Source organism: Aeromonas sp. ASNIH8 (assembly GCF_002919855.1).
GTDB lineage: Bacteria > Pseudomonadota > Gammaproteobacteria > Enterobacterales > Aeromonadaceae > Aeromonas > Aeromonas caviae.
On the sequence record NZ_PQLN01000028.1, the window covers coordinates 12,352 to 31,937 of the forward strand.

Below are 19,586 nucleotides of genomic sequence, written 5' to 3' on the forward strand. Positions count from 1 at the left end.
AAATACTATGTTGTTCTTTTGCTGACATCAGACATCGTGTTTGGGGATGTCTCAGCCCGGAACTACCTTTTATTTGGCTGCCAGGCGTTCCTGCCTAAGCGTTGATTGAATATTAAAGTGACTTCCCCTAAGTTGTTAGCGAGATAATCTGGTAAACACATTCAAAAAAATTGAAGGTTGGATATGGCCAAGGAATCGAACAAGGAGCGGGCGCTGACCCTGGAGGCGATCCGGGTGCTGGACGCCATCGACCGTCGTGGCAGCTTCGCGGCGGCGGCCGACGAGCTGGGCAAGGTGCCTTCGGCGCTGAGCTACACGGTACAAAAGCTGGAAGACGAGCTGGACGCCATGCTGTTCGACCGCAGCGGCCACAGGACCAAGTTCACCCCGGCGGGCCGCATGCTACTGGAGCGGGGCCGGGTGCTGCTGGAGGCGGCCGAGCACCTGGTGGGGGAGACCCGGGCCCTCTCCCGTGGCTGGGAGACCGACATCACCATCGCCGTCGATGCCTTGATGCCGGTACAGGCTCTCTACCCCCTGGTGGATCGGCTGGCCGAACAGACCGATACCCGGCTGAGGTTTCGCGCCGAGGTGCTGGCGGGCAGTTGGGAGTGCCTGGAGGATGGCCGCGCCGACCTGCTCATCTCCTCCCTCAATGCCGATATCGCCATGACCGGCATCAAGCACCAGGTGCTCAGGGAGGAGGTGATGCTCTACGTCGCCCATCCCGATCACCCCCTGCATCAGGAACCCGAGCCCCTGGCGGACGAGACCCTGCGCCGCTATCGCGCCATCGCGGTGGCCGACACGGCGCTGCGCAAGCCGGTGCTCACCTACCGCCTGCTCGACAAGCAGCCGCGCCTGACCGTCAGCACCATGGGGGAGAAACGGGACGCCCTGCTGGCGGGGCTCGGCATCGGCACCATGCCGCAACGCTGGATTGAAGAGGACATCAAGGCGGGCAGACTCAAGGTGATCAGTCCCGAATATCGCCACCAGATCCAGGTCGTGCTGGCTTGGCGGCGAGACACCATGGGCAAGGCCAAGAGCTGGCTGGTGCGGGAGATCCCCAAGCTGTTTGCCGGTCAGGGGGAATAAAGGACTGCCTTCGGGGGTCGGTGGCGCAGGAAGTACCAAAACTGCGCCCCATTCTTGACGACGGGCTCAGATTCGGAGAAAAGAAAAAAAGCGGACCTCTTGCGAGTTCCGCTCAATGCCAGGAAAGAATAAAACCTTGCGGTTAAAAAAACCCTTAAATTGGAAGCAAACAATCGTTTTCTCAACCAGGAAGGTATTGAATCCGATTCGTGTTGAATTATGTGCGATGTAATATGCATCACCAGCAAAATGTTGAAAGGTTGAAGGATATGCACCACCGAGTGTCATTTTCTGCCACCTTGCACCACAACTGGTCAGGCCATTTCCGCCATTATCACCGGGTTACCCTCCTCTGGTTTTTCTAGGTGTCAAAATTTGAGCCCAATACAGACAAACCACTCAATTTCTGACACGACTAAAAATGCAGATAAAGGAATAGTTGCATGACCTACAGCCAGACACTGGCCAATCACATCCTCGACACCCTGAAGAAAACCCTGACCGACAAGGGGATCCGCTATCAAACCCTGGCAGAAGCCATGGGAGTTTCCATCGCCACCGTGAAGCGCATGATGAACAAGCCCTCCCTGCCGTTCGACACCCTGCTGGAGATCTGCCATCTGGTGGGACTCTCCTTCGAAGAGCTGCTGGACCGGACCCAGGATGCCCAGAGCCGCCGGGCCGTCTTTACCCAGGAGCAGGATGAGGCGTTTCACAAGGAGCCGGGGCTCTATGCCTTTCTCGCCAACATCTTCTGGCGCGACAAGACCCTCATCGATCTCAAGCGGGAGTACGGCCTGACCGATGCCTCCTGCTACCTCTATCTACGCAAGCTGGAGAAACTCGGCATCCTGCAGCTTGGCATCGACAACAGCTACCACTTCCTCATCAGCGAGCGCATCAGCTTCGAGCAGCACAGCCGCTTCGCCCGCCAGCAGGCGCGCCAGGCCATGTCGGTGCTGGGGGACTATCTGGTGGAGAACATGCACAGGCCCAACAACTACATGGCCCTGTGCCAGCTCCATCTGGGAGAGAGCGAGGCCATGGCGCTGATCGATCGCATGAAGGAGTACTGGCATCAGGAGCTCAAGCTCAACCGCCCCGCCATCGGCCAGCGGGAGGGCAGCAAGACCTACACCATGTCGCTGCAACTGGCCGACTGCGGCTACCAGAGCTTCGACGATCTGATCCCCAACATCGACAACTGATCCCGGTGGATCCTGCGGGATCCGCCATGTCAGCGCCAGAACGCCGCTACTCTGCCAGTTGCACCTGCCGCGCGCCGGTGGCGAGCGGTTGCAGTGCCCGGGTATCCAGGCAGATGCGGATGGCGTCCGGTCGCCAGTGCTCGATGTCGCAATCCACCAGCTTCCCCTCCTCGTCATGATTGACCCGCACCAAGCGCAGCACGGCGCTCCCCTGGGCCAGGTTGAGGGCGCGGGCTATCTCTCCCCGGGCCGCCGAGGGGGTGATCTCGAGGCTCGCCCAGCCCTGGCCTATGCCATAGCGCTGCCGGTAAAGCTCGGTGAGGGAGCTGGCCAGGGGAGCGCTGGCGATGCCGGGGAAGCGGCTCGCCAGCAGGTGATGGCTGACGTGGAGCACGGGGCGGCCATCGATCAGCCGCTGGCGGCGGATCTCGTAGAGCGGCGTAAAGGGTTCCAGACCCATCCAGCGGCACAACTCGCTGCTGGCAAGCTGGTTGCCATGGGCCAGCACCCGGGTCTCGGCGGTGCGCTGCTGCTCGCCAATCCACTGGTGAAAGTGGGTGTGGATGGCGGGATCGTAGGTGAGGCGAGGCGGCGCCACGAACCAGCCGCGCCGCTCGGCCCGGTAGATGAGGCCGTCCGCCTCGAGGCTGGAGAGCGCCTCCTTGATGGTGATGCGGGTGGTGGCGAATCGCTCGCTCAGGGCCCGTTCGGCGGGCAGCTGCTGCCCCGCCGCCAGGTGTCCGCTGCCGATATAGCGGCGCAGGGTCCGGCAAATCTGTTCGCACTTGGAGGGTGTGCGGCCATCGGCCATCCCCTGTTCACTCAATCGCTCTGTCACTGTCACGTCCCTGTCGGTCATTCGGGTTTGCACACCACTGGAGTAGACCAGAGGTTGTCGACCCCGAGTTGTAACCGCCCCTGATGACAGCGCCATGACAGGGCGATTGTCACGAAACTGCCATCAAAGCGCCCCGCCACCGTCATATTTCCCCTCTAGCATCCCTCTCGAACCTTAACTGACCTAGTCCAGAGGGATGGGATGATGAAAAGCGTGATCGCAAGTGCACTGGCCCTGGTGGCCATCAGTCAACCGCTGTTTGCCGCCGAGAACATCGCGGATCTCGAAAAAGCCGCCCGCGGTGAGGGCCAGCTCCAGAGCGTCGGCATGCCGGACAGCTGGGCCAACTGGAAGGATACCTGGCAGCAGCTCGGCAGCATCTACGGCATCAAGCATCAGGATACCGACATGAGCTCCGCCCAGGAGATCGCCAAGTTCGCCGCCGAGAAGGCCAATGCCACCGCCGACATCGGCGACGTGGGCGGCGCCTTCGGCCCGGTGGCGGTCAAGCAGGGGGTCACCCAGCCCTACAAGCCCTCCACCTGGGCCGACATTCCCAACTGGGCCAAGGATGCGGATGGCCACTGGATGCTGGCCTATACCGGCACCATCGCCTTCCTGATCAACAAGGATCTGGTCAAGGCCGCCCCCACCAGCTGGCAATCCCTGCTGGGTGGCGACTACAAGGTGACCCTGGGTGACGTGGGCGTCGCCTCCCAGGCCAACAACGGCGTGCTGGCGGCGGCCTATGCCACCGGCGGCAGCGAGAAGAATCTGAAACCCGCCCTGGATCTGTTCGGCAAGCTGGCCAAGCAGGGCCGTCTGTCGCTGAACGACCCGACCATCGCCAACATCGAGAAAGGCGAAGTGGAAGTGGGGGTGCTGTGGGACTTCAACGCCCTCAACTACCGCGACCAGATCGACCCCAAGAAGTTTGATGTGGTGATCCCGAGCGACGGCTCCGTCATCGCCGGCTACACCACCATCATCAACAAGTGGGCCAAGAACCCCAACGCCGCCAAGTTGGCGCGGGAATACATCCTCTCCGATGCAGGTCAAATCAACCTGGCCCGTGGCTACGCCCGCCCCATTCGCAGCAACGTGACCCTGCCGGATGACGTCAAGGCCAAGCTGCTGCCGGCCGAGCAGTATGCCAACGCCAAGCCGGTGCAGGATCACGCCGCCTGGGAGCAGAGCTCCAAGGCCCTGCCGCGCCAGTGGCAGGAAACCGTCATGATCAACATGCAGTAAGGAGTGGCCAGTGCAACACAAGGTGATAGTGGTACTTGTGGATGGCCTGGCAGCAGAGGTAGCCCATTGCATGGGCTACCTCTGTGGCATGGTGGAGGCAGAACGCGGCCTGCATACGACCCTGAGTGCCGCCCTGCCCTCCCTCTCCCGCCCTCTCTACGAGTGCATCCTGACCGGCGTGCCGCCGGTGGCGAGCGGCATCACCCATAACGGGGTGACGCGCCTGAGCCAACACGACGCCATCTTCCATCTGGCCCGGGCCGCGGGCAAACGCACCGCAGCGGCGGCCTACCACTGGGTGAGCGAGCTCTACAACCAGAGCCCCTGGCTGGCGGCCCGCGATCGCTTTACTCACGATGAGCAACTGCCCATCCAGCACGGCTGCTTCTACTGGGATGACGGCTACCCCGACAGCCATCTGCTGATGGACGGCGAGTGGCTGCGCAGCCAGTACGACCCCGATTTTCTGCTGATCCACCCCATGGGGGTGGACGATGCGGGCCACCAGTTTGGCCTCGATTCCCGCCAGTACCGCAATCAGGCTCGCCGCATGGACAGCCTGCTGGCCGAGCTGCTGCCCCAGTGGCTGGCAGAGGGGTATCAGGTGATGATCACCTCGGATCACGGCATGAACAACGATCTCAGCCATGGCGGCACCCTGGCCGAGGAGCGCACCGTGCCACTCTGGCTCTTTGGCGATGCCTTCGTCGAGCGCTGGCCGGATGGGGTGGCGATCGCCCAGACCCAGCTCTGCGCCCTGATGGCGGATCTGCTGGGAGTTCCCCACGACAAGCCGGCAGCCCCCCCGCTGCTCAAGGCGGCCTTTATGCGCGAGGTGCACTGATGATGCCTGCCACCACCGAGATCCTCGCGGATCAACAGGTGAAGCCACGCCGGGTGCGCCGCCACTGGCTGCCGGCCCTGGTGCTGCTGCCCTTTGTCCTCTTGATGATCCTGTTTCAGCTCGCCCCCATGGTGTGGGTACTGGTGGGCAGCGTCCAGACAACCGATGGCTGGGGTCTCGACCATTACCGGGAGATTTTGGGCTCCCCCTTCTATCTGCAATCCTTCGGCAACTCCTTGCGCATCGCCGGCATCGCCAGCCTGGCGGGGCTCGCCATCGGCACCCTCGGGGCCGCGGCCCTGCGCCACAGCGGCGAGCGGGTCAAGCGGGTGCTGCTGGCCTTCGTCACCATGACCGGCAACTTCAGCGGCGTGCCGCTGGCGTTCGCCTTCATCATCATTCTCGGCATCAATGGCGCCGTTACCCTGTTGCTCAAATCCTGGGGCCTCATCGACGACTTCAACCTCTATTCGGGCAGCGGCCTTATCCTGATTTACACCTACTTCCAGATCCCCCTCGCCCTGCTGCTGCTCTACCCGGCGTTCGACGCCCTGCAGGATGAGTGGCCCCAGGCCGCCGCCCTGCTGGGTGCGAGCAGGGGGCAGTATGTGTGGCACGTGGCGCTGCCGGTGCTGACGCCCGCCCTGCTCGGCACCCTGATCATCCTGTTTGCCAACGCAGTGGGGGCCTATGCCTCTGCCTACGCTCTCACCACCGGCAACTTCAACCTGGTGACCATCCGGGTGGCCAGTCTGGTCTCCGGCGACATCTTCCTCGAGCCGAATCTCGCGGCGGCGCTGGCGGTGATCCTGATGGTACTGCTGGGGGTGGTGACAGCCGCCAACCAGTGGCTGCTGAAAAAGAGCTATGTGAACAAGGGGCAATCCCATGCATGATTTGACGCCGCGCTGGCCCAGATGGGTGCTGGGGGCGCTGGTCGCCACCCTGCTGCTGCCGCTGCTGGCAACCTTTCTCTACTCCATCTCCACCCTCTGGGGGGCGACCCTGCTGCCGGATGGCTTCACCCTCGACTGGTATCTCAAGCTCTGGGGCGACCCGCGCTTTCTGGCGGCCTTTGGCCGCAGCCTCCTGGTCTGCTTCGCCACCCTGTTGCTGGGCACCCTGGTGCTGGTGCCCACCGTGCTGGTGGTGGCCTACTACTTCCCCAGGCTGGATCCCTGGATGAACCTCTTGATCCTGCTCCCCTTCGCGGTGCCGCCCGTGGTCTCTTCGGTGGGGCTGCTGCAGATCTACGCCGACGACGTGCTGCCCATCATCGGCACGCCCTGGATCCTGATCGGGACCTGGTTCACCGTGGTGCTCCCCTTCATGTACCGGGCGCTGGCCAACAGCCTGCAGGGTGTACCGCTGAAAGATCTGATGGATGCCGCCCACCTGCTGGGGGCGAGCAGCGCCCGCGCCTTCCTGCTGGTGGTGATCCCCTGCCTGCGCAAGGGGCTGCTGGCGGCGCTGTTTCTCTCCCTCTCCTTCCTGCTCGGCGAGTTCGTGTTTGCCAACATGCTGGTGGGCACCCGTTACGAGACCCTGCAGGTCTACCTCTACAACATGCGTGCCACCTCGGGCCACTTCACCAGCGCGTTGGTGATGAGCTACTTCCTGCTGACCCTGCTGCTCACCTGGGCAGCCAACAGATTTCATCGGTGAATCAACATGTTCCATCTAGAAGTGAATCAACTGCACAAATCCTACGGCGACACCAAGGTGTTCGAGGGAATTGAATTCGGCATTCGCAAGGGGGAGCTGGTGACCCTGCTCGGCCCCTCCGGCTGCGGCAAATCCACCCTGCTGCGGGCGCTGGCCGGGCTCACCCCGGTGGATGGCGGTCAGGTGCGGGTGGCCGGTGAGGACATCACCTGGCAGGCACCCCAGAAGCGGGGCATCGGCATGGTGTTCCAGAGCTATGCGCTGTTTCCCAACATGACGGTGTGGGACAACGTCGCCTTCGGCCTCAAGATGAAGCCCCAGCCGGGGCGGGATCTCGCCGCCAGCGTGCAAGAGGCGCTGGCCCTGGTGGAGCTGACCGGCTTCGAGCGCCGCTATCCAGCCGAGCTCTCCGGCGGCCAGCGCCAGCGAGTGGCGCTGGCCCGGGCGCTGGTGGTGCAGCCGCGGATCCTCTTGCTGGATGAGCCGCTCTCGGCGCTGGATGCCCGCATCCGCCGCAGCCTGCGCCAGCAGATCCGCGAGATCCAGCAGCGCCTCGAGCTCACCACCATCTTCGTGACCCACGATCAGGAGGAGGCGCTGACCCTGTCGGATCGGATCTTCCTGATGAACAAGGGCTCCATCGTCCAGAGCGGCACGCCGGAGCAGATCTACACCCGCCCCGCCAGCGAGTTCGTGGCGGGCTTTATCGGCAACTACAACCTGCTGGGTGGCGAGCAGGCCAAATCCCTGTTCGGCCCGCGCTTTCGCGGCAAGCTGGCGCTGCGGCCGGAGTCCATCACCCTGCTGCCCGCCGGGGCGGTCAGCCACGAGCCCAGCCTGCCCGGCATCGTTCGCCAGCAACAGCTGCTCGGCAACGTCATCCGCTATCAGGTGGAGTGCGAGGCGGGGCTGTTGACGGTGGATTGCCTCAACCGCCGTGCCGGCGATCTGCTGCCGGTAGGCAGCACCGTGACCCTGGTGGTGGCCCGGGATCAACTCTGTGAGGTAGCATAACGCCATGAATCCCATTCATTTTTCAGCCAGTACCCCGATGCTGGCAGCCAACCCGAGGAGCAGCCATGGCCCTGGCACTGTTTGATCTGGACGAGACCCTTATTGCCGGGGATTCCGCCAGCCTCTGGCTGGAGTACATGGTGGCCCAGGAGCTGGCCCCGGCGGGCATGGTGGCCGAGGAGCAGGCCATGATGTCCCTCTACCACCAGGGCAAGATGGACATGCACCAGTACATGGCCTTCACCCTGCAACCGCTGGCAGGCAAGACGCGCCAGTGGCTCGACTCCCTCTGCACCCGCTTTGCCGAACAGGTGCTGCGGGAGCGCCTCTATCCCGAGGGGCTGGTCCGCATCGAGTGGCACCGCCAGCGTGGAGACGAGCTGGTGCTCATCTCCGCCTCCGGCGAGCATCTGGTGGCCCCCATGGCGCAGATGCTGGGGATGGATCACTGCGTGGCCATCCTGCTCGACGAGGAAGCCGGCATGCTGACCGGCCAGACCCGCGGCACCCTGAGTTTTCGCGAAGGCAAGGTGGCCCGCATCAACCAGCTCTTTGCCGGAAAGGAACACCTCTGGCAGGAGAGCTTCGGCTACAGCGATTCCCACAACGATCTGCCCATGCTGCAGGCGGTGAGCCATCCCCATGCGGTCAATCCGGCCCCCGCCCTGCGCCAGTGCGCCGAGGAGCTGGGCTGGCCCCTCTGGACCTGGCAGTTGCACCCTTGATCCGCGCAATGAAGAAGAGGCCCTCAGGCCTCTTCTTTGCTCAACATGCCATCCCCTGAGGGCGAGTCGTCCCGGGGGGCCAGGGGATCCACCATGTAGATGCGATTCTTGCCGTCACCCTTGGCGCGATAGACCTCGGCATCGACCATGGTCAGCAGGCTCCTGGCCCCAAGCCCGGGGGCACTCGCCACCAGGCCGCCGCTGAAGGTGATCCCAAGACCGGGTTCACGCCAGTGCAGGGAGGCCACCCCAATCCTGTACTGCTCCAGCAGCATCTGGCAGAAGTGGATATCGGGATTGGCAAACAGCACCACCAGCTCTTCCCCGCCATAGCGGCATACCCAGCCATGATCCCCCAGCAGCTTGGCGCCAAAGCTGGCCACCCGCTTGAGCACCACGTCCCCGGTCTGGTGACCATAGGTGTCATTGATCCGCTTGAAACCGTCCAGATCGATCATGGCCAGGCAGAAGCGGTCCTGATCGAGCAGCAGCCGATTCAACCGCTCGTCGAAGAAGCGCCGGTTGTAAAGGCCGGTCAGCTTGTCGAGGTTCGCCTGCTGGCGCACCTCGTGGTAGTCCTTGCTCACCTCCGCCAGCTCGGCATAGACGTGCCTGAGCTCGCGCATCCCCCCCTGGTGCACCTCGTCAGGCTGGGTCCGGCTGGCCCGGATCACGGTGGAGATCTCGTCCAGCATCCGCCTGAAATAACGGGACCAGATCAGTGCCAGCACCATGTAGAGCACGCTGGCCAGCACGATGATCCCGAGCACGTTGAGGGAGGCACTCGCCACCACCGCCTGGATGCTGGAGGCGGGCAACACGCTGATCAGCACCCAGTTGTGGTCCGGCAGGCGGCTGTAGGCCACGAACTGGCGAGACGCCTGATCCAGGAAGATGCCGTCCTCTCCGCTGAAGCGGGAGAGCCAGGTCGGGTGCATCATGGGCTTGAGCAGTTGTGAGGGATCGGGGTGGGCCAGCACCTTGCCCGACTGGTTGACGATCATCTGGTAGCCGCTGTTCCACTGCCGGTTCAGCTGGGCGGAGAAGGGGGCCAGGATGGCATCCACCGCGAAGACCCCCCGCACCTTGCCCTCCTTGTCGGTGATGGCCCGCGCCAGGGCGATCACCAGCGTGCCGTTGGTGTAGTCGTAGTAGGGTTCGGTCCAGACCATCTTGCCCACATGCTGGCTGGCCAGCTGATACCAGGGGCGCACCCTGGGATCGAAGTCCGCATCCGCCTGCCATTCGGGGTAGATCAGCATCTGGCGCTCGGCGGTGCCCACATAGATGTAGATGAGATCCGCCATCACCCCCTTGTAGAGACGCCACTCCCTGAGATAGGAGTCGGTGTTGCGCAGACGGGGGCCGCTGATGTCCTCCACCTTGATCTGGTCGTAGATGAGGGAGAACTGACGCTCCATCTCGTTCAGGTAGGGCTCGATGAAGACGTGGCGCAACTGGTGATTGGTGGCGAGCAGGCGCTGTTGCAGCTCTCGCTGCAGGCTGCGCTCCATGTGCAGGTAGTAGATGGCGCCCAGCATCAGGACGGGAATGAAGAGCAGAAGCAGGCCCAGGCGCATCCGTGCCACCAGGGACCAGGTCTTTTTGGAGACTGCTCGCTTATCCAACCCTGACTCCATGCTATCCCCTGACATCGTGTAGTGTCAGAATATCAGCCCCACCTGATGGCGTCCAAAAGGAAGCGCATCAGGTGGCCAACGAGAAGGAACTGGCCTGGATGTTGAAACCGGAACTGCTGACTGCCCTCCATTACTGCGCCGTGATCACCCTGACCGGTGCCATCACCTCGGAGTATTTCCTGTTCCGACGCGGCATGTCCATCGAGCAGGTGCGCAAGCTGCTGCTGGCTGACAGCCTGGCCGCCCTGGCCCTGCTGCTCATCTTCATCACGGGAGTGCTGCTGGTGGTCGCCCATCCCCAGCCACCGGCCATCCTGTTTGCCAATCCGGGTTACCGCACCAAGCTGCTGATGTTCTTCGCCATGGCCATCAGCTTTGGCTACCCCAGCCGGCTGTTCCACCACTGGCGCCGATCCTTGCGCCAGGGACGGGCTCCCCTTGTCTCCACCCAGCAGCAGTTCTGGGTGATCTGGATCCTTAGGGGCAACCTGCTGCTGCTCGCCCTGCTGCCCCTGCTCGCCAAGCTGGCCAGCCGCTGATCCTGCCCTCGCCCGGCAACAAATGGCTGACGACAAACGCCCCTTCTCGCAGGTATCGTAATGGCGGGGCCCGAGTGCCGCCGAGACTCTTTCTCAGGGATGATTCCGTATGCGTTCAAACATGATGTTATTGATGGCCGCCGCCATCTGGGGGCTGGGCTTCGTCGCCCAGCGTCTGGGGATGGATCACATGGGGCCCTTCACCTTCAACGGCCTGCGCTTCCTGCTGGGCGCCCTCTCCCTGCTGCCGCTCTTGTGGTGGCTCAAGTCACGCCAGCCGCCCCAGCCTGCCGGTGATCACCGCCTGCTGCTGACCGGGGGCCTCATCGCCGGCACCGTGCTCTTCTCCGCCGCCTCCCTGCAACAGGTGGGGCTGCTCTACACCACGGCCGCCAAGGCGGGCTTCATCACCGGCCTCTACATCATCCTGGTCCCCGTCATCGGCCTGGCCCTGCGCCACAAGACCGGGGCCAACACCTGGGTAGGCGCCCTCATCGCCATGGCCGGGCTCTACTACCTCAGCGTCACCGAGGAGTTCACCATCGGCTACGGCGATCTGCTGCAAGTGATCGGGGCCCTGTTCTGGGCCGTGCATCTGCTGGTGCTGGATCACTACTCGAACCGGGTCGCCCCCATTCGTCTTGCCGGGGTGCAGTTCGTGGTGTGCGGCCTGCTCAGCCTGGCCACGGCCTTCGTCATCGAGACCCCGACGGCGAGTGGTGCCGTGGCGGGATGGCAGGCGCTGCTCTATGCCGGTCTGGTCTCGGTCGGCATCGGCTATACCCTGCAGGTGGTGGGGCAGCGCGGTGCCCATCCGGCCCACGCCGCCATCATCCTCAGCCTGGAGACGGTGTTCGCCGCCATCGGCGGTGTCCTGCTGCTGGGGGAACATCTGGACGAACGGGCCGTGGTCGGCTGCGCCCTGATGCTGGCGGGGATGCTCATCTCCCAGATCCGGCTTCGCTGGTGGTGGAAGTCCCGCCGCAACAAGGTGCCCAGCCAGCCCTGATATCTGCGGTGGTCATGGACCCCAAATAAAACGAGGCGCCCAAAGGCGCCTCGTTTTATTGCCGCCTGCCTAGCGCACGCTGGAGCAGAAGCTCACGTCATCGCGCAGGGGGTCATTGCTCACGCTGTGATAGAGCTCGAAGCAGGGGCCGTCCCCAAAGGCGAGCCCGGCCGCGACGATATCGCCGATGTGCTCCTGCCAGCGCTCCCCGTACTGGCTGCGATCCGTGATGAGATAGCGGGACTGGGCGTAGCGTCCGGCGGGGATGTGCTGGATCTCCACCTCCCCCGCTCCCCGGGTCCCCACCGGTACGCTGATGCCGATATCGGTGCGGCACTGGGCCGGCGGCGTCACCTCGGGGTTGTCGTGGTAGATGAAGATCCACTCTCCCCCTTCCAGGCCACGGGGCGCGGCCCACTGGTGAAGGCGATGGCAGACGGCGTCATACCCTTCGCCATAGGGGCCGGTCACGCGGATATAGGCCAGGGTGCGGGCGTCCATCTCGACGGTGTTCATGGTGTTGCTCCTTGCTGATGAGTGGCCTTCAGCATAAGGGAGTGCCCCTTGCCATGCGTGTCCTTCCTTGCGATCCAGGTGTCCGTTTTTGCCCTTGTCGCGGCGAAACGCCCCTGGGGTGCAACCATAGTGACGACGAAACGCCTTGGCGAAAGCCTGGGAGCTGCCAAGCCCCGCCCCCAGAGCGATGGCGGTGACGCTGGCATCGGTGTAGCAGAGCTGCCAGGCCGCCCGCTGCATCCGCAGGCGGCGGCACATCTCGCCGGGGGCCTCCCCCACCACGGCGGTGAACACCCGGTGGAAATGGTAGAGGGAGAGGCAGGCGCGACTCGCCAGCGCCTCGATGGAGAGATCAGGATCCTGCTCCAGTGCCCGCAGCACCGGCGTCAGGCGCTCGCGATAGTCGATCATCGGCGCACCCTGGCCATGTAGAGGGCATCCACCAGCACCCCATGACGCAGGCCGTAATCCCGGGCTACGCCCTCCTCCACAAAGCCCGCCTTGCGATAGAGGGCCAGGGCCGCCTGGTTGTCGGCCCAGACCGTCAGCTCCACCCGCGTCAAGCCGAGCCAGTTGTCCGCCAGATCCAGCGCAGCCTGCATCAGGGCGGAGCCCACCCCGCGCCCGGCCCAGTCATCGTGTACCGCCATGCCGATGCTCGCCACGTGGCGGCGACGGGGGGCAGGCTCCACCATCAGGACCAGCGCGCCCGCCACCTCCCCCTCCCACTCCGCCAGGAGGCTGTAGATGCCATCCCGCGGAGTCAGCTTCTGCTCCCACTGCTGCAGGGAGGGGAAGGGAAGTTGCAGGGTGCCCGCCTGGGCATGGGGCATGGCGTGAAGATCCCGCAGGGCGGCGGCATCTTCCGGCCCGGCGCGGCGAATGGTGATGGACATGAGACCTCCTGATTGGCTGAATCCCATCTTGCCGCAAGGCTGGCGTCTGTTTCCACCCCCATCAGCGAAACCAATCAAAGGGTTAGGCACACTCCATTGGAGCCGCTCCCCCACTTCCCCTAGTCTGGCGACTCATCACAAGGAGACCTGCCATGACCGACAAGACCCTGCGCAGCGCCAACGGCGCCCCCGTCGTCGACAACAACAACAGCCTCACCGCCGGCCCCCGCGGCCCCATCCTGATGCAAGACATCTGGTTGATGGAGAAACTCGCCCACTTCGACCGCGAGCGCATTCCCGAGCGGGTGGTGCACGCCAAAGGCTCGGGCGCCTACGGCACCTTCACCGTGACCCACGACATCAGCGCCTTCAGCAAGGCCGACCTGTTCAACGCCGTCGGCAAGCAGACCCCGGTGTTCCTGCGCTTCTCCACCGTGGCCGGCGAGAAGGGGGCCGCCGACGCAGAGCGCGACGTGCGCGGCTTCGCCCTCAAGTTCTACACCGAGCAGGGCAACTGGGATCTGGTGGGCAACAACACCCCGGTCTTTTTCATCCGCGATCCCCTGAAATTCCCCGACTTCATCCACACCCAGAAGCGGGATCCCCGCACCAACCTGCGCAGCGCCACCGCCGCCTGGGACTTCTGGTCACGCCACCCGGAATCCCTGCACCAGGTCACCATCCTCTTCAGCGATCGCGGCATCCCCAGGAGCCTGCGGGAGATGAACGGCTACGGCAGCCACACCTTCAGCTTCATCAACTCGGCCAACGAGCGCTTCTGGGTCAAGTTCCACTTCAAGACCGAGCAGGGCCACCGCTTCTACACCGATGAAGAGGCGGCCACCGCCGTCGGTCAGGACAGAGAGACCAGCCAGGCAGATCTGTTCAACGCCATCGAGCGGGGGGACTTCCCGCGCTGGAAGGTCTATGTGCAGGTGATGCCAGAGGCCAAGGCCCAGACCTACTCGATCCACCCGTTCGATCTCACCAAGGTGTGGCCCCACAAGGACTACCCGCTCATCCCGGTGGGCGTGCTGGAGCTCAACCAGAACCCGGACAACTACTTCGCCCACGTGGAGCAGGCCGCCTTCACCCCGGCCAACGTGGTGCCCGGCATCGGCTTCTCGCCGGATCGCATGTTGCAGGGGCGGCTCTTCTCCTACGGTGACACCCAGCGCTACCGCCTCGGCGTCAACCACGGCCTGCTGCCGGTCAACGCCCCGCGCTGCCCGTTCCACCACGGCGCCCACCGCGACGGCGCCATGCGGGCCGACAGCAACGGTGGTGCCAGCCCCAACTACCAGCCAAACCGCTTCGGCACCCAGCAGCCGAGCGAGCAGCACGAACCGGCCCTGAGTCTGGAAGGGGCTGCCCTGCACTACGATTTTCGTGACTACGACAGCGACTACTACAGCCAGCCGGGGGATCTCTTCCGCCTGATGGACGAGGGACAGCGCGCCCGCCTCGCCGCCAACCTGGCCCGCTCCCTCATCAATGTGGAGGATGACGCCATCGTCGCGGCCCAGCTCAGGCACTTCGAGCAGGCCGACCCCGAGTACGCCAAACGGGTCGAGCTGGCCCTGGCCGCCCTGCAGCGCTGAGTCGCAGGCAGCCAACCTCTGCAAAAGCAAAACGGGGGCCTGATGGCCCCCGTTCTCGCATGACGGTCTTGATGAATGAAAAACGCAGCCCAGGGCTCCGTTTTTCCATGCCGTATCCATCCCGGACGCAGCGCCCTCGCGCGCTTCCCTCCCTTGCCAACAAGGGTTTGTACCGCCAGCTCACGGCGGCAACGACGTTGTGCACTGGCAGAGCGGCACCATTATCCACCTGTGGTAATAAACCTGTCTGTGGTAATGCACTTTTAGTCACCAATAAAAACGGAGCCCGAGGCTCCGTCTTTCCATGCCGTATCCATCCCGGACGCAGCACCCTCGCGCTTCCCTCCCTTGCCAACAAGGATTTGCACCGCCAGCTCACGGCGGCAACGACGTTGTGCACTGGCAGAGCGGCATCATTATCCACCTGTGGTAATAAACCTGCCTGTGGTAATGCACTTATATTCACCAATAAAAACGGAGCCCGAGGCTCCGTTCTTCCATGCCGTATCCATCCCGGACGCAGCGCCCTCGCGCGCTTCCCTCCCTTGCCAACAAGGGGTTGTACCGCCAGCTCACGACGGCAACGACGTTGTGCACTGACAGAGCGGCATCATTATCCACCTGTGGTAATAAACCTGCCTGCGGTAATGCACGTTTAGTCACCAATAAAAACGGAGCCCGAGGCTCCGATTTCAATGCGGTATCAATCCCGGACGGAACGCGCTTCGCGCTCTTCCCGCTCCCTTGCCAACAAGCGTTTGTACCACCAGCTACTGCGACGACGTTGTGCATTGGAAGAGCGACGAGCCATTGCTTAGATCCCAGTCAAGAGAAGAAAGAGCCGCATTATGCGATAGAGATCACGCCCGTGTCTGTAGCTGGATCAAGAAAAGGCTCACTGGCCTACCCGGATCGTCCGCTGGTTGTCCTCCGGTTCACCACTCTGTGACGGCGTCGTCACCTCTCGCCAGATCAGGGGACCATTGGTCTCCATCACCTGTTGCGGCCCGCACTCCAGCCAGAGATCCCCCTGCTGGATGCGGGCCCCCTGGGAGTATTTCTGATCCTGATACCAGCACACCCGCTCGGGCAGCGAACCAAGGGGCAGCACCAGCTCGGTGCCCACCGAGTGGCTGAGGGTGTTGGACGCCGGGGCAGCCAACGCGGGGAAGAGCCAGCCAAGGGCCAGCAGACAACCTGCACAACGGATCATGGGAATTCCTGTCACGGGGGAGTGAAAGTGTAAAGCGACCAGCAGAGCCCTCGACTTGACCAATAAATGTCGGCTCATCTGGCATTCCGGAAGCAATATGATAGCCTGCCTGCGCCCGCAAAGGCCTGTCAGGGCGCTGCCGTGGGCCCCCACCGGCATCGCCGGGATGCGGTAATGAATAACCCTTAATAATCAGATAATTAACTGGATATGTTGTCAATGCGTATCATGCCGTTGCTCAAGGCTGCCTGCCTGAGCCTGATGTTGTCCGCCTGTGTCGCCCCCCTGCTGATGATGAGCCCCACCAGCCAGCTGATGTGGGCCCTGCTCAAGCCGCTGGTCGGTTTCGATCCGAACGAGGCCAACCTGTTCGAGCAACCGCTGATCAAGGACAGAATGACCGCCATGCTGGGGCCCAACTACGAGAGCACCATGCAGCTGCTCAAGACCGCCGACGAGCTGCAACAGGAGGGACCGCTCTTTTACGTGGTCTCCCGCTACGCCCCCGTGCCGGACGTAGCCAAGCAGGCCGGCATGGTCTGGAACGCCGACACCAACCAGCTCGCCGTCATGGTGCAAAAAGGTGACGGGGCGACCCAGGTCTTCGGGGAAAACCTGACGGCCGCCACCCCGACCTGGCCCAGCGCCATGCAGGGCTGGCAGTCCCAGGCCACCCCGGCCGCCACGGCCCTGACCGGTGCCGGTCAGGGGCTCACGGGCGCGGGCAGTTCTCTGCTGGGCACCATGATGGGGGGCCTGCAACAGAGCGCCAGCAAGGCCCTGTCCGACTCCACCAGACAGGTGATCGGCAGTGCCGCCACCACGGCGCAGCAACAAGCGACCAAGGCGGCGAGCGACTCGGCCAAACAGGCCGCCAGCAGCGCAGCGACCATCAGTGCCGCCACCACGGCGCAGCAGCAAACCGCCAAGGCGGTGAGCGACAGCGCCAAGCAGGCCGCCAGCAGTGCCGCCGCCATCAGTGCCGCAACCACGGCGCAGCAGCAAGCCGAAAAGGCGGTGAGCGACACCGCCAAACAGGCCGCCAGCAGCGCAGCGACCATCAGTGCTGCAACCACAGCGCAGCAACAAGCCGCCAAGGCGGTAAGTGACAGCGCCAAGCAGGCTGCCAGCAGTGCCGCCGCCATCAGTGCCGCCACCACGGCGCAGCAGCAAGCCGCCAAGGCGGTGAGCGACAGCGCCAAGCAGGCCGCCAGCAGTGCCGCAACCACGGCGCAGCAACAATCCGTCAAGGCGGTGAGCGACAGCGCCAAGCAGGCCGTCAGCAGTGCCGCGACCATCAGTGCCGCAACCACAGCGCAGCAACAAGCCACCAAGGCGGCGAGCGACAGCGCCAAGCAGGCCGTCAGCAGCGCAGCGGCCATCAGTGCCGCAACCACGGCGCAGCAACAAGCCGCCAAGGCGGTGCAGCAACAGGGCGAGAAGCGGGAAGCGACTTCCGGCACCCTGAGCGATCAGGCCAGGGCGGATGCCGAAGCGGAGCTGGAAAAACTGCTTAACTGACTTTTTTAAGCGTCATGCCACCATAAAAACAGGCCATCACATGATGGCCTGTTGTTTATCTGACCCGTGGCAGGGGAAGATCAGAAATGGCGGTCCTGCTCGGTGGGCTTGGCACCCTTCTCTTCGCTGTGCTCGATGGCGGTGCGGATAAGGTCGACGCCGGCCCGGATGATCAGCACCCCCATGTTGACCAGCTTGACGCAGACCCACATGAAGGTGATGAGCAGGATCAGCTTGAGCACCGTCTGGAAGGCCTCCAGGAAGTTCTGCTCCAGCTGGGCGGTGAGCCCGTTGGCGCTGCTCATCAGCCAGGTATACACCTCGCGCACGAAGGGGATCCGGCTCGGCATCTCCAGCACGTCCAGCGCCGCAGGCAGGGCCTGGAAGATGACGATGCTGCCAAACAGTATCAGGATGACGCCGATGGCAATCCCCAGAAAGAAACCGAACTGTCGCATGAAGAGCCCCACAATGTAGTGAATGAGAAGAACAATAGCCGCCAATACTAGGGACTGCCCGCGCAGACGGCAATCCTTGCGTCCCCCACAGGGTCGGTGCCCCCTGCAAGCCATTGCCCGGCCGTCTGATTTCTGTGACCCTTGTCCCCACTCCTTGCCCCTGGGTGTCATCATGTTTCGAGTCGTCTTCTGCCTGCTGCTGTTGCTGGGCTGTGCCCTGCCCGCCTCCCGCGCCGAATCCCCTCCCTCTGCGGCCGCCTGCGTGATCCGCCACCAGCAAGGGATCCTGCTGGTGCAGGACAGGCTCTCCTCGCGCTACAGCCTGAGCGGCGGTTACATCGACAGGGGGGAGACTCCGGAGCAGGCGGCCCTGCGCGAGCTGTTCGAGGAGACCGGCCTCCAGGGTCGCGTCACCGGCGAGCTGGGGCGCTGGCAACGGGCCAGGGTGTTCGCCTGCCAGACCCTGGAGCCCCTGCGGGTCCAGCGAGGGACGGGGTTTGTCTCCTTGCTCCAGGCCCCGGATCTCGGTGGCGAGATCCTGAACGCCAGGCTGATCGCGGCCGCCGACCTGCCCCCTGACCAGCGTCGCTTCCCGGCGCAGCTCGACTGGATAGCCCCGAGGCTGGCCGAGGTGCCCGAGAGCCAGGTGCTGTGGGTGACGGATTTCAGCGACGCGGCCAGTGCGCTGCACCGCGCCGAGTTGCCACTGAACCAGCGCCTGCAACGGTGGCTAGGGCCGGATGCGCTCTGGCCCAGGGCGGGCAATCTGCTGGGCTCGGCCCCCTTCCAGCTGGCGCTGCTGCCCTTGCTGCTGCCCCTGCTCGGCTGGTCCAGGCTGCGCCACCTGCTGTTTGCCATGGTGCTGCTCACCCTGGTGGTGAACCTGCTCAAGGCCGGCATCGGCTGGCCCAGGCCCTTCCACCTGCAACCCGAGCTGGCCCGCCAGAGTGCCCAGGGCTTCGGCATGCCGAGCGGCCACGCCGCCTCGACCCTGCTCTACTGGGGCCTGCTGCTTGGTTGGCTGCCGGCGCTGCGGGCATGGCAGGGGGCCCTGCTGGCCCTGTTGCTGGCCGGCGTGGCCGGGCTGGCCCGGGTCTGGCTGGGGGTCCACTTCCTCTCGGATGTGGTGGCCGGCCTTGCTCTGGGGGCCCTGCTGCTGGCACTGCGCGCCACGCTGGCGAAGCTGGCGGCACGCCCGCTCCCCTGGGCCGGGGTGCTCATCGCCAGCGCCCTCTCGGCCTGGCTCACCCAGTCCACCGCCCTGGCCGGGCTTGCCATGTTCACCCTGGGGCTGGTATCGGGTAATCTGCTATCACTCGAACGGAGCCCCACCCCCGCCCTGCCCGCCGCGCTGCTGACCCTGGCAGGGGGACTGGTCGTGGCAGGGCTCCTGTTCCTGGTGCCCGCGCTCACCAGCAGCTCTCTGCTGATCCTCGCGGGACAAGGGTGGCTCTTTGGCGGCCTGGGGTTCTGGCTCAGCGCCGGGCTCTGGTGGTCGTTGTCCGCTATCCGTCACGGTGCCCGAACCGGGCGCTCAACCCCTCGTTAAG

19 protein-coding genes are annotated in these 19,586 nt (G+C 64.2%); 13 read left to right on the forward strand and 6 right to left on the reverse strand.

Features of this window, described 5'->3' with window-relative positions; all coding sequences use genetic code 11:
- The first annotated feature begins 183 nt into the window (after positions 1 to 183).
- Both C3418_RS09500 and C3418_RS09505 read left to right on the forward strand, forming a co-directional pair.
- A complete protein-coding gene (locus C3418_RS09500; protein ID WP_010675912.1) occupies positions 184 to 1,098 on the forward strand; it encodes a LysR family transcriptional regulator in 915 nt (304 codons plus the stop codon).
- Between the two features lie 443 nt (positions 1,099 to 1,541).
- Entirely contained in the window at positions 1,542 to 2,306 is a 765-nt protein-coding gene (locus C3418_RS09505) for a helix-turn-helix transcriptional regulator (protein WP_010675913.1), read from the forward strand.
- A 46-nt stretch (positions 2,307 to 2,352) separates the two neighbouring features.
- On the opposite strand, the gene C3418_RS09510 is transcribed toward C3418_RS09505, so the two are convergent.
- The gene (locus C3418_RS09510; protein ID WP_039040129.1) at positions 2,353 to 3,165 is read right to left on the reverse strand and encodes a UTRA domain-containing protein; all 813 of its coding nucleotides are present in this window, start codon (positions 3,163 to 3,165) and stop codon (positions 2,353 to 2,355) included.
- 183 nt (positions 3,166 to 3,348) lie between these two features.
- Between C3418_RS09510 and C3418_RS09515 the strand changes: the two genes are divergently transcribed.
- From C3418_RS09515 to C3418_RS09540, 6 genes are all read left to right on the forward strand, one after another.
- On the forward strand, positions 3,349 to 4,395 hold the full coding sequence (locus tag C3418_RS09515) for an ABC transporter substrate-binding protein (RefSeq protein WP_010675915.1): 1,047 nt from the start codon (positions 3,349 to 3,351) through the stop codon (positions 4,393 to 4,395).
- A gap of 10 nt (positions 4,396 to 4,405) precedes the next feature.
- Positions 4,406 to 5,239 carry an alkaline phosphatase family protein gene (locus C3418_RS09520; protein WP_103858342.1) on the forward strand — a complete coding sequence of 278 codons (834 nt, stop codon included), beginning with the start codon at positions 4,406 to 4,408 and terminating at the stop codon, positions 5,237 to 5,239.
- Positions 5,239 to 6,135 (forward strand): ABC transporter permease subunit, encoded by an 897-nt coding sequence (locus C3418_RS09525; protein WP_103858343.1) that lies wholly within the window; start codon positions 5,239 to 5,241, stop codon positions 6,133 to 6,135. Before C3418_RS09520 ends, C3418_RS09525 begins: the two co-directional genes overlap by 1 nt.
- The gene (locus C3418_RS09530) at positions 6,128 to 6,904 is read left to right on the forward strand and encodes an ABC transporter permease (RefSeq protein ID WP_103858344.1); all 777 of its coding nucleotides are present in this window, start codon (positions 6,128 to 6,130) and stop codon (positions 6,902 to 6,904) included. The genes C3418_RS09525 and C3418_RS09530 overlap by 8 nt, the downstream gene beginning before the upstream one ends.
- Before the next feature lie 6 nt (positions 6,905 to 6,910).
- A complete protein-coding gene (locus C3418_RS09535) occupies positions 6,911 to 7,918 on the forward strand; it encodes an ABC transporter ATP-binding protein (RefSeq protein ID WP_103858345.1) in 1,008 nt (335 codons plus the stop codon).
- 65 nt (positions 7,919 to 7,983) lie between these two features.
- Positions 7,984 to 8,643, forward strand: coding sequence for an HAD family phosphatase (locus C3418_RS09540; RefSeq protein WP_103858346.1), 660 nt, complete (start codon positions 7,984 to 7,986; stop codon positions 8,641 to 8,643).
- A 23-nt stretch (positions 8,644 to 8,666) separates the two neighbouring features.
- On the opposite strand, the gene C3418_RS09545 is transcribed toward C3418_RS09540, so the two are convergent.
- Positions 8,667 to 10,271 (reverse strand): sensor domain-containing diguanylate cyclase, encoded by a 1,605-nt coding sequence (locus C3418_RS09545; protein WP_103858347.1) that lies wholly within the window; start codon positions 10,269 to 10,271, stop codon positions 8,667 to 8,669.
- 110 nt (positions 10,272 to 10,381) lie between these two features.
- Between C3418_RS09545 and C3418_RS09550 the strand changes: the two genes are divergently transcribed.
- Both C3418_RS09550 and C3418_RS09555 read left to right on the forward strand, forming a co-directional pair.
- Complete coding sequence (locus C3418_RS09550) at positions 10,382 to 10,822, forward strand: DUF2214 family protein (protein WP_029314852.1); 441 nt, start codon at positions 10,382 to 10,384, stop codon at positions 10,820 to 10,822.
- Between the two features lie 109 nt (positions 10,823 to 10,931).
- On the forward strand, positions 10,932 to 11,831 hold the full coding sequence (locus C3418_RS09555) for a DMT family transporter (protein WP_042864813.1): 900 nt from the start codon (positions 10,932 to 10,934) through the stop codon (positions 11,829 to 11,831).
- Between the two features lie 69 nt (positions 11,832 to 11,900).
- On the opposite strand, the gene C3418_RS09560 is transcribed toward C3418_RS09555, so the two are convergent.
- Together C3418_RS09560 and C3418_RS09565 are read right to left on the reverse strand one after the other, a co-directional pair.
- Complete coding sequence (locus tag C3418_RS09560; protein ID WP_103858348.1) at positions 11,901 to 12,758, reverse strand: GyrI-like domain-containing protein; 858 nt, start codon at positions 12,756 to 12,758, stop codon at positions 11,901 to 11,903.
- On the reverse strand, positions 12,755 to 13,243 hold the full coding sequence (locus tag C3418_RS09565) for a GNAT family N-acetyltransferase (protein WP_103858349.1): 489 nt from the start codon (positions 13,241 to 13,243) through the stop codon (positions 12,755 to 12,757). The genes C3418_RS09560 and C3418_RS09565 overlap by 4 nt, the downstream gene beginning before the upstream one ends.
- Before the next feature lie 152 nt (positions 13,244 to 13,395).
- Between C3418_RS09565 and C3418_RS09570 the strand changes: the two genes are divergently transcribed.
- Positions 13,396 to 14,844: a catalase gene (locus tag C3418_RS09570; RefSeq protein ID WP_103858350.1), complete on the forward strand. Its 1,449-nt coding sequence runs from the start codon at positions 13,396 to 13,398 to the stop codon at positions 14,842 to 14,844.
- A gap of 895 nt (positions 14,845 to 15,739) precedes the next feature.
- Here the strand turns inward: C3418_RS09570 and C3418_RS09575 are convergent.
- Positions 15,740 to 16,057: a YnjH family protein gene (locus C3418_RS09575; protein WP_103858351.1), complete on the reverse strand. Its 318-nt coding sequence runs from the start codon at positions 16,055 to 16,057 to the stop codon at positions 15,740 to 15,742.
- A 219-nt stretch (positions 16,058 to 16,276) separates the two neighbouring features.
- Between C3418_RS09575 and C3418_RS09580 the strand changes: the two genes are divergently transcribed.
- A complete protein-coding gene (locus tag C3418_RS09580) occupies positions 16,277 to 17,578 on the forward strand; it encodes a hypothetical protein (protein WP_103858352.1) in 1,302 nt (433 codons plus the stop codon).
- An 80-nt stretch (positions 17,579 to 17,658) separates the two neighbouring features.
- On the opposite strand, the gene C3418_RS09585 is transcribed toward C3418_RS09580, so the two are convergent.
- Entirely contained in the window at positions 17,659 to 18,036 is a 378-nt protein-coding gene (locus C3418_RS09585; protein WP_010675931.1) for a hypothetical protein, read from the reverse strand.
- Between the two features lie 172 nt (positions 18,037 to 18,208).
- On the opposite strand from C3418_RS09585, the gene C3418_RS09590 reads away from it, so the two are divergent.
- The gene (locus C3418_RS09590) at positions 18,209 to 19,585 is read left to right on the forward strand and encodes a phosphatase PAP2 family protein (protein WP_103858353.1); all 1,377 of its coding nucleotides are present in this window, start codon (positions 18,209 to 18,211) and stop codon (positions 19,583 to 19,585) included.
- Position 19,586: the final 1 nt, after the last annotated feature.

What these genes read in the sequence shown, in the direction of transcription:
- C3418_RS09500 (WP_010675912.1), top strand. Translation starts at nt 184, where the DNA reads ATGGCCAAGGAATCGAACAAGGAGCGGGCGCTGACCCTGGAGGCGATC.
- C3418_RS09505 (WP_010675913.1), top strand. Translation starts at nt 1,542, where the DNA reads ATGACCTACAGCCAGACACTGGCCAATCACATCCTCGACACCCTGAAG.
- C3418_RS09510 (WP_039040129.1), bottom strand. Translation starts at nt 3,165, where the DNA reads ATGACCGACAGGGACGTGACAGTGACAGAGCGATTGAGTGAACAGGGG.
- C3418_RS09515 (WP_010675915.1), top strand. Translation starts at nt 3,349, where the DNA reads ATGAAAAGCGTGATCGCAAGTGCACTGGCCCTGGTGGCCATCAGTCAA.
- C3418_RS09525 (WP_103858343.1), top strand. Translation starts at nt 5,239, where the DNA reads ATGATGCCTGCCACCACCGAGATCCTCGCGGATCAACAGGTGAAGCCA.
- C3418_RS09530 (WP_103858344.1), top strand. Translation starts at nt 6,128, where the DNA reads ATGCATGATTTGACGCCGCGCTGGCCCAGATGGGTGCTGGGGGCGCTG.
- C3418_RS09535 (WP_103858345.1), top strand. Translation starts at nt 6,911, where the DNA reads ATGTTCCATCTAGAAGTGAATCAACTGCACAAATCCTACGGCGACACC.
- C3418_RS09540 (WP_103858346.1), top strand. Translation starts at nt 7,984, where the DNA reads ATGGCCCTGGCACTGTTTGATCTGGACGAGACCCTTATTGCCGGGGAT.
- C3418_RS09550 (WP_029314852.1), top strand. Translation starts at nt 10,382, where the DNA reads ATGTTGAAACCGGAACTGCTGACTGCCCTCCATTACTGCGCCGTGATC.
- C3418_RS09555 (WP_042864813.1), top strand. Translation starts at nt 10,932, where the DNA reads ATGCGTTCAAACATGATGTTATTGATGGCCGCCGCCATCTGGGGGCTG.
- C3418_RS09560 (WP_103858348.1), bottom strand. Translation starts at nt 12,758, where the DNA reads ATGATCGACTATCGCGAGCGCCTGACGCCGGTGCTGCGGGCACTGGAG.
- C3418_RS09565 (WP_103858349.1), bottom strand. Translation starts at nt 13,243, where the DNA reads ATGTCCATCACCATTCGCCGCGCCGGGCCGGAAGATGCCGCCGCCCTG.
- C3418_RS09570 (WP_103858350.1), top strand. Translation starts at nt 13,396, where the DNA reads ATGACCGACAAGACCCTGCGCAGCGCCAACGGCGCCCCCGTCGTCGAC.
- C3418_RS09575 (WP_103858351.1), bottom strand. Translation starts at nt 16,057, where the DNA reads ATGATCCGTTGTGCAGGTTGTCTGCTGGCCCTTGGCTGGCTCTTCCCC.
- C3418_RS09580 (WP_103858352.1), top strand. Translation starts at nt 16,277, where the DNA reads ATGCGTATCATGCCGTTGCTCAAGGCTGCCTGCCTGAGCCTGATGTTG.
- C3418_RS09585 (WP_010675931.1), bottom strand. Translation starts at nt 18,036, where the DNA reads ATGCGACAGTTCGGTTTCTTTCTGGGGATTGCCATCGGCGTCATCCTG.
- C3418_RS09590 (WP_103858353.1), top strand. Translation starts at nt 18,209, where the DNA reads ATGTTTCGAGTCGTCTTCTGCCTGCTGCTGTTGCTGGGCTGTGCCCTG.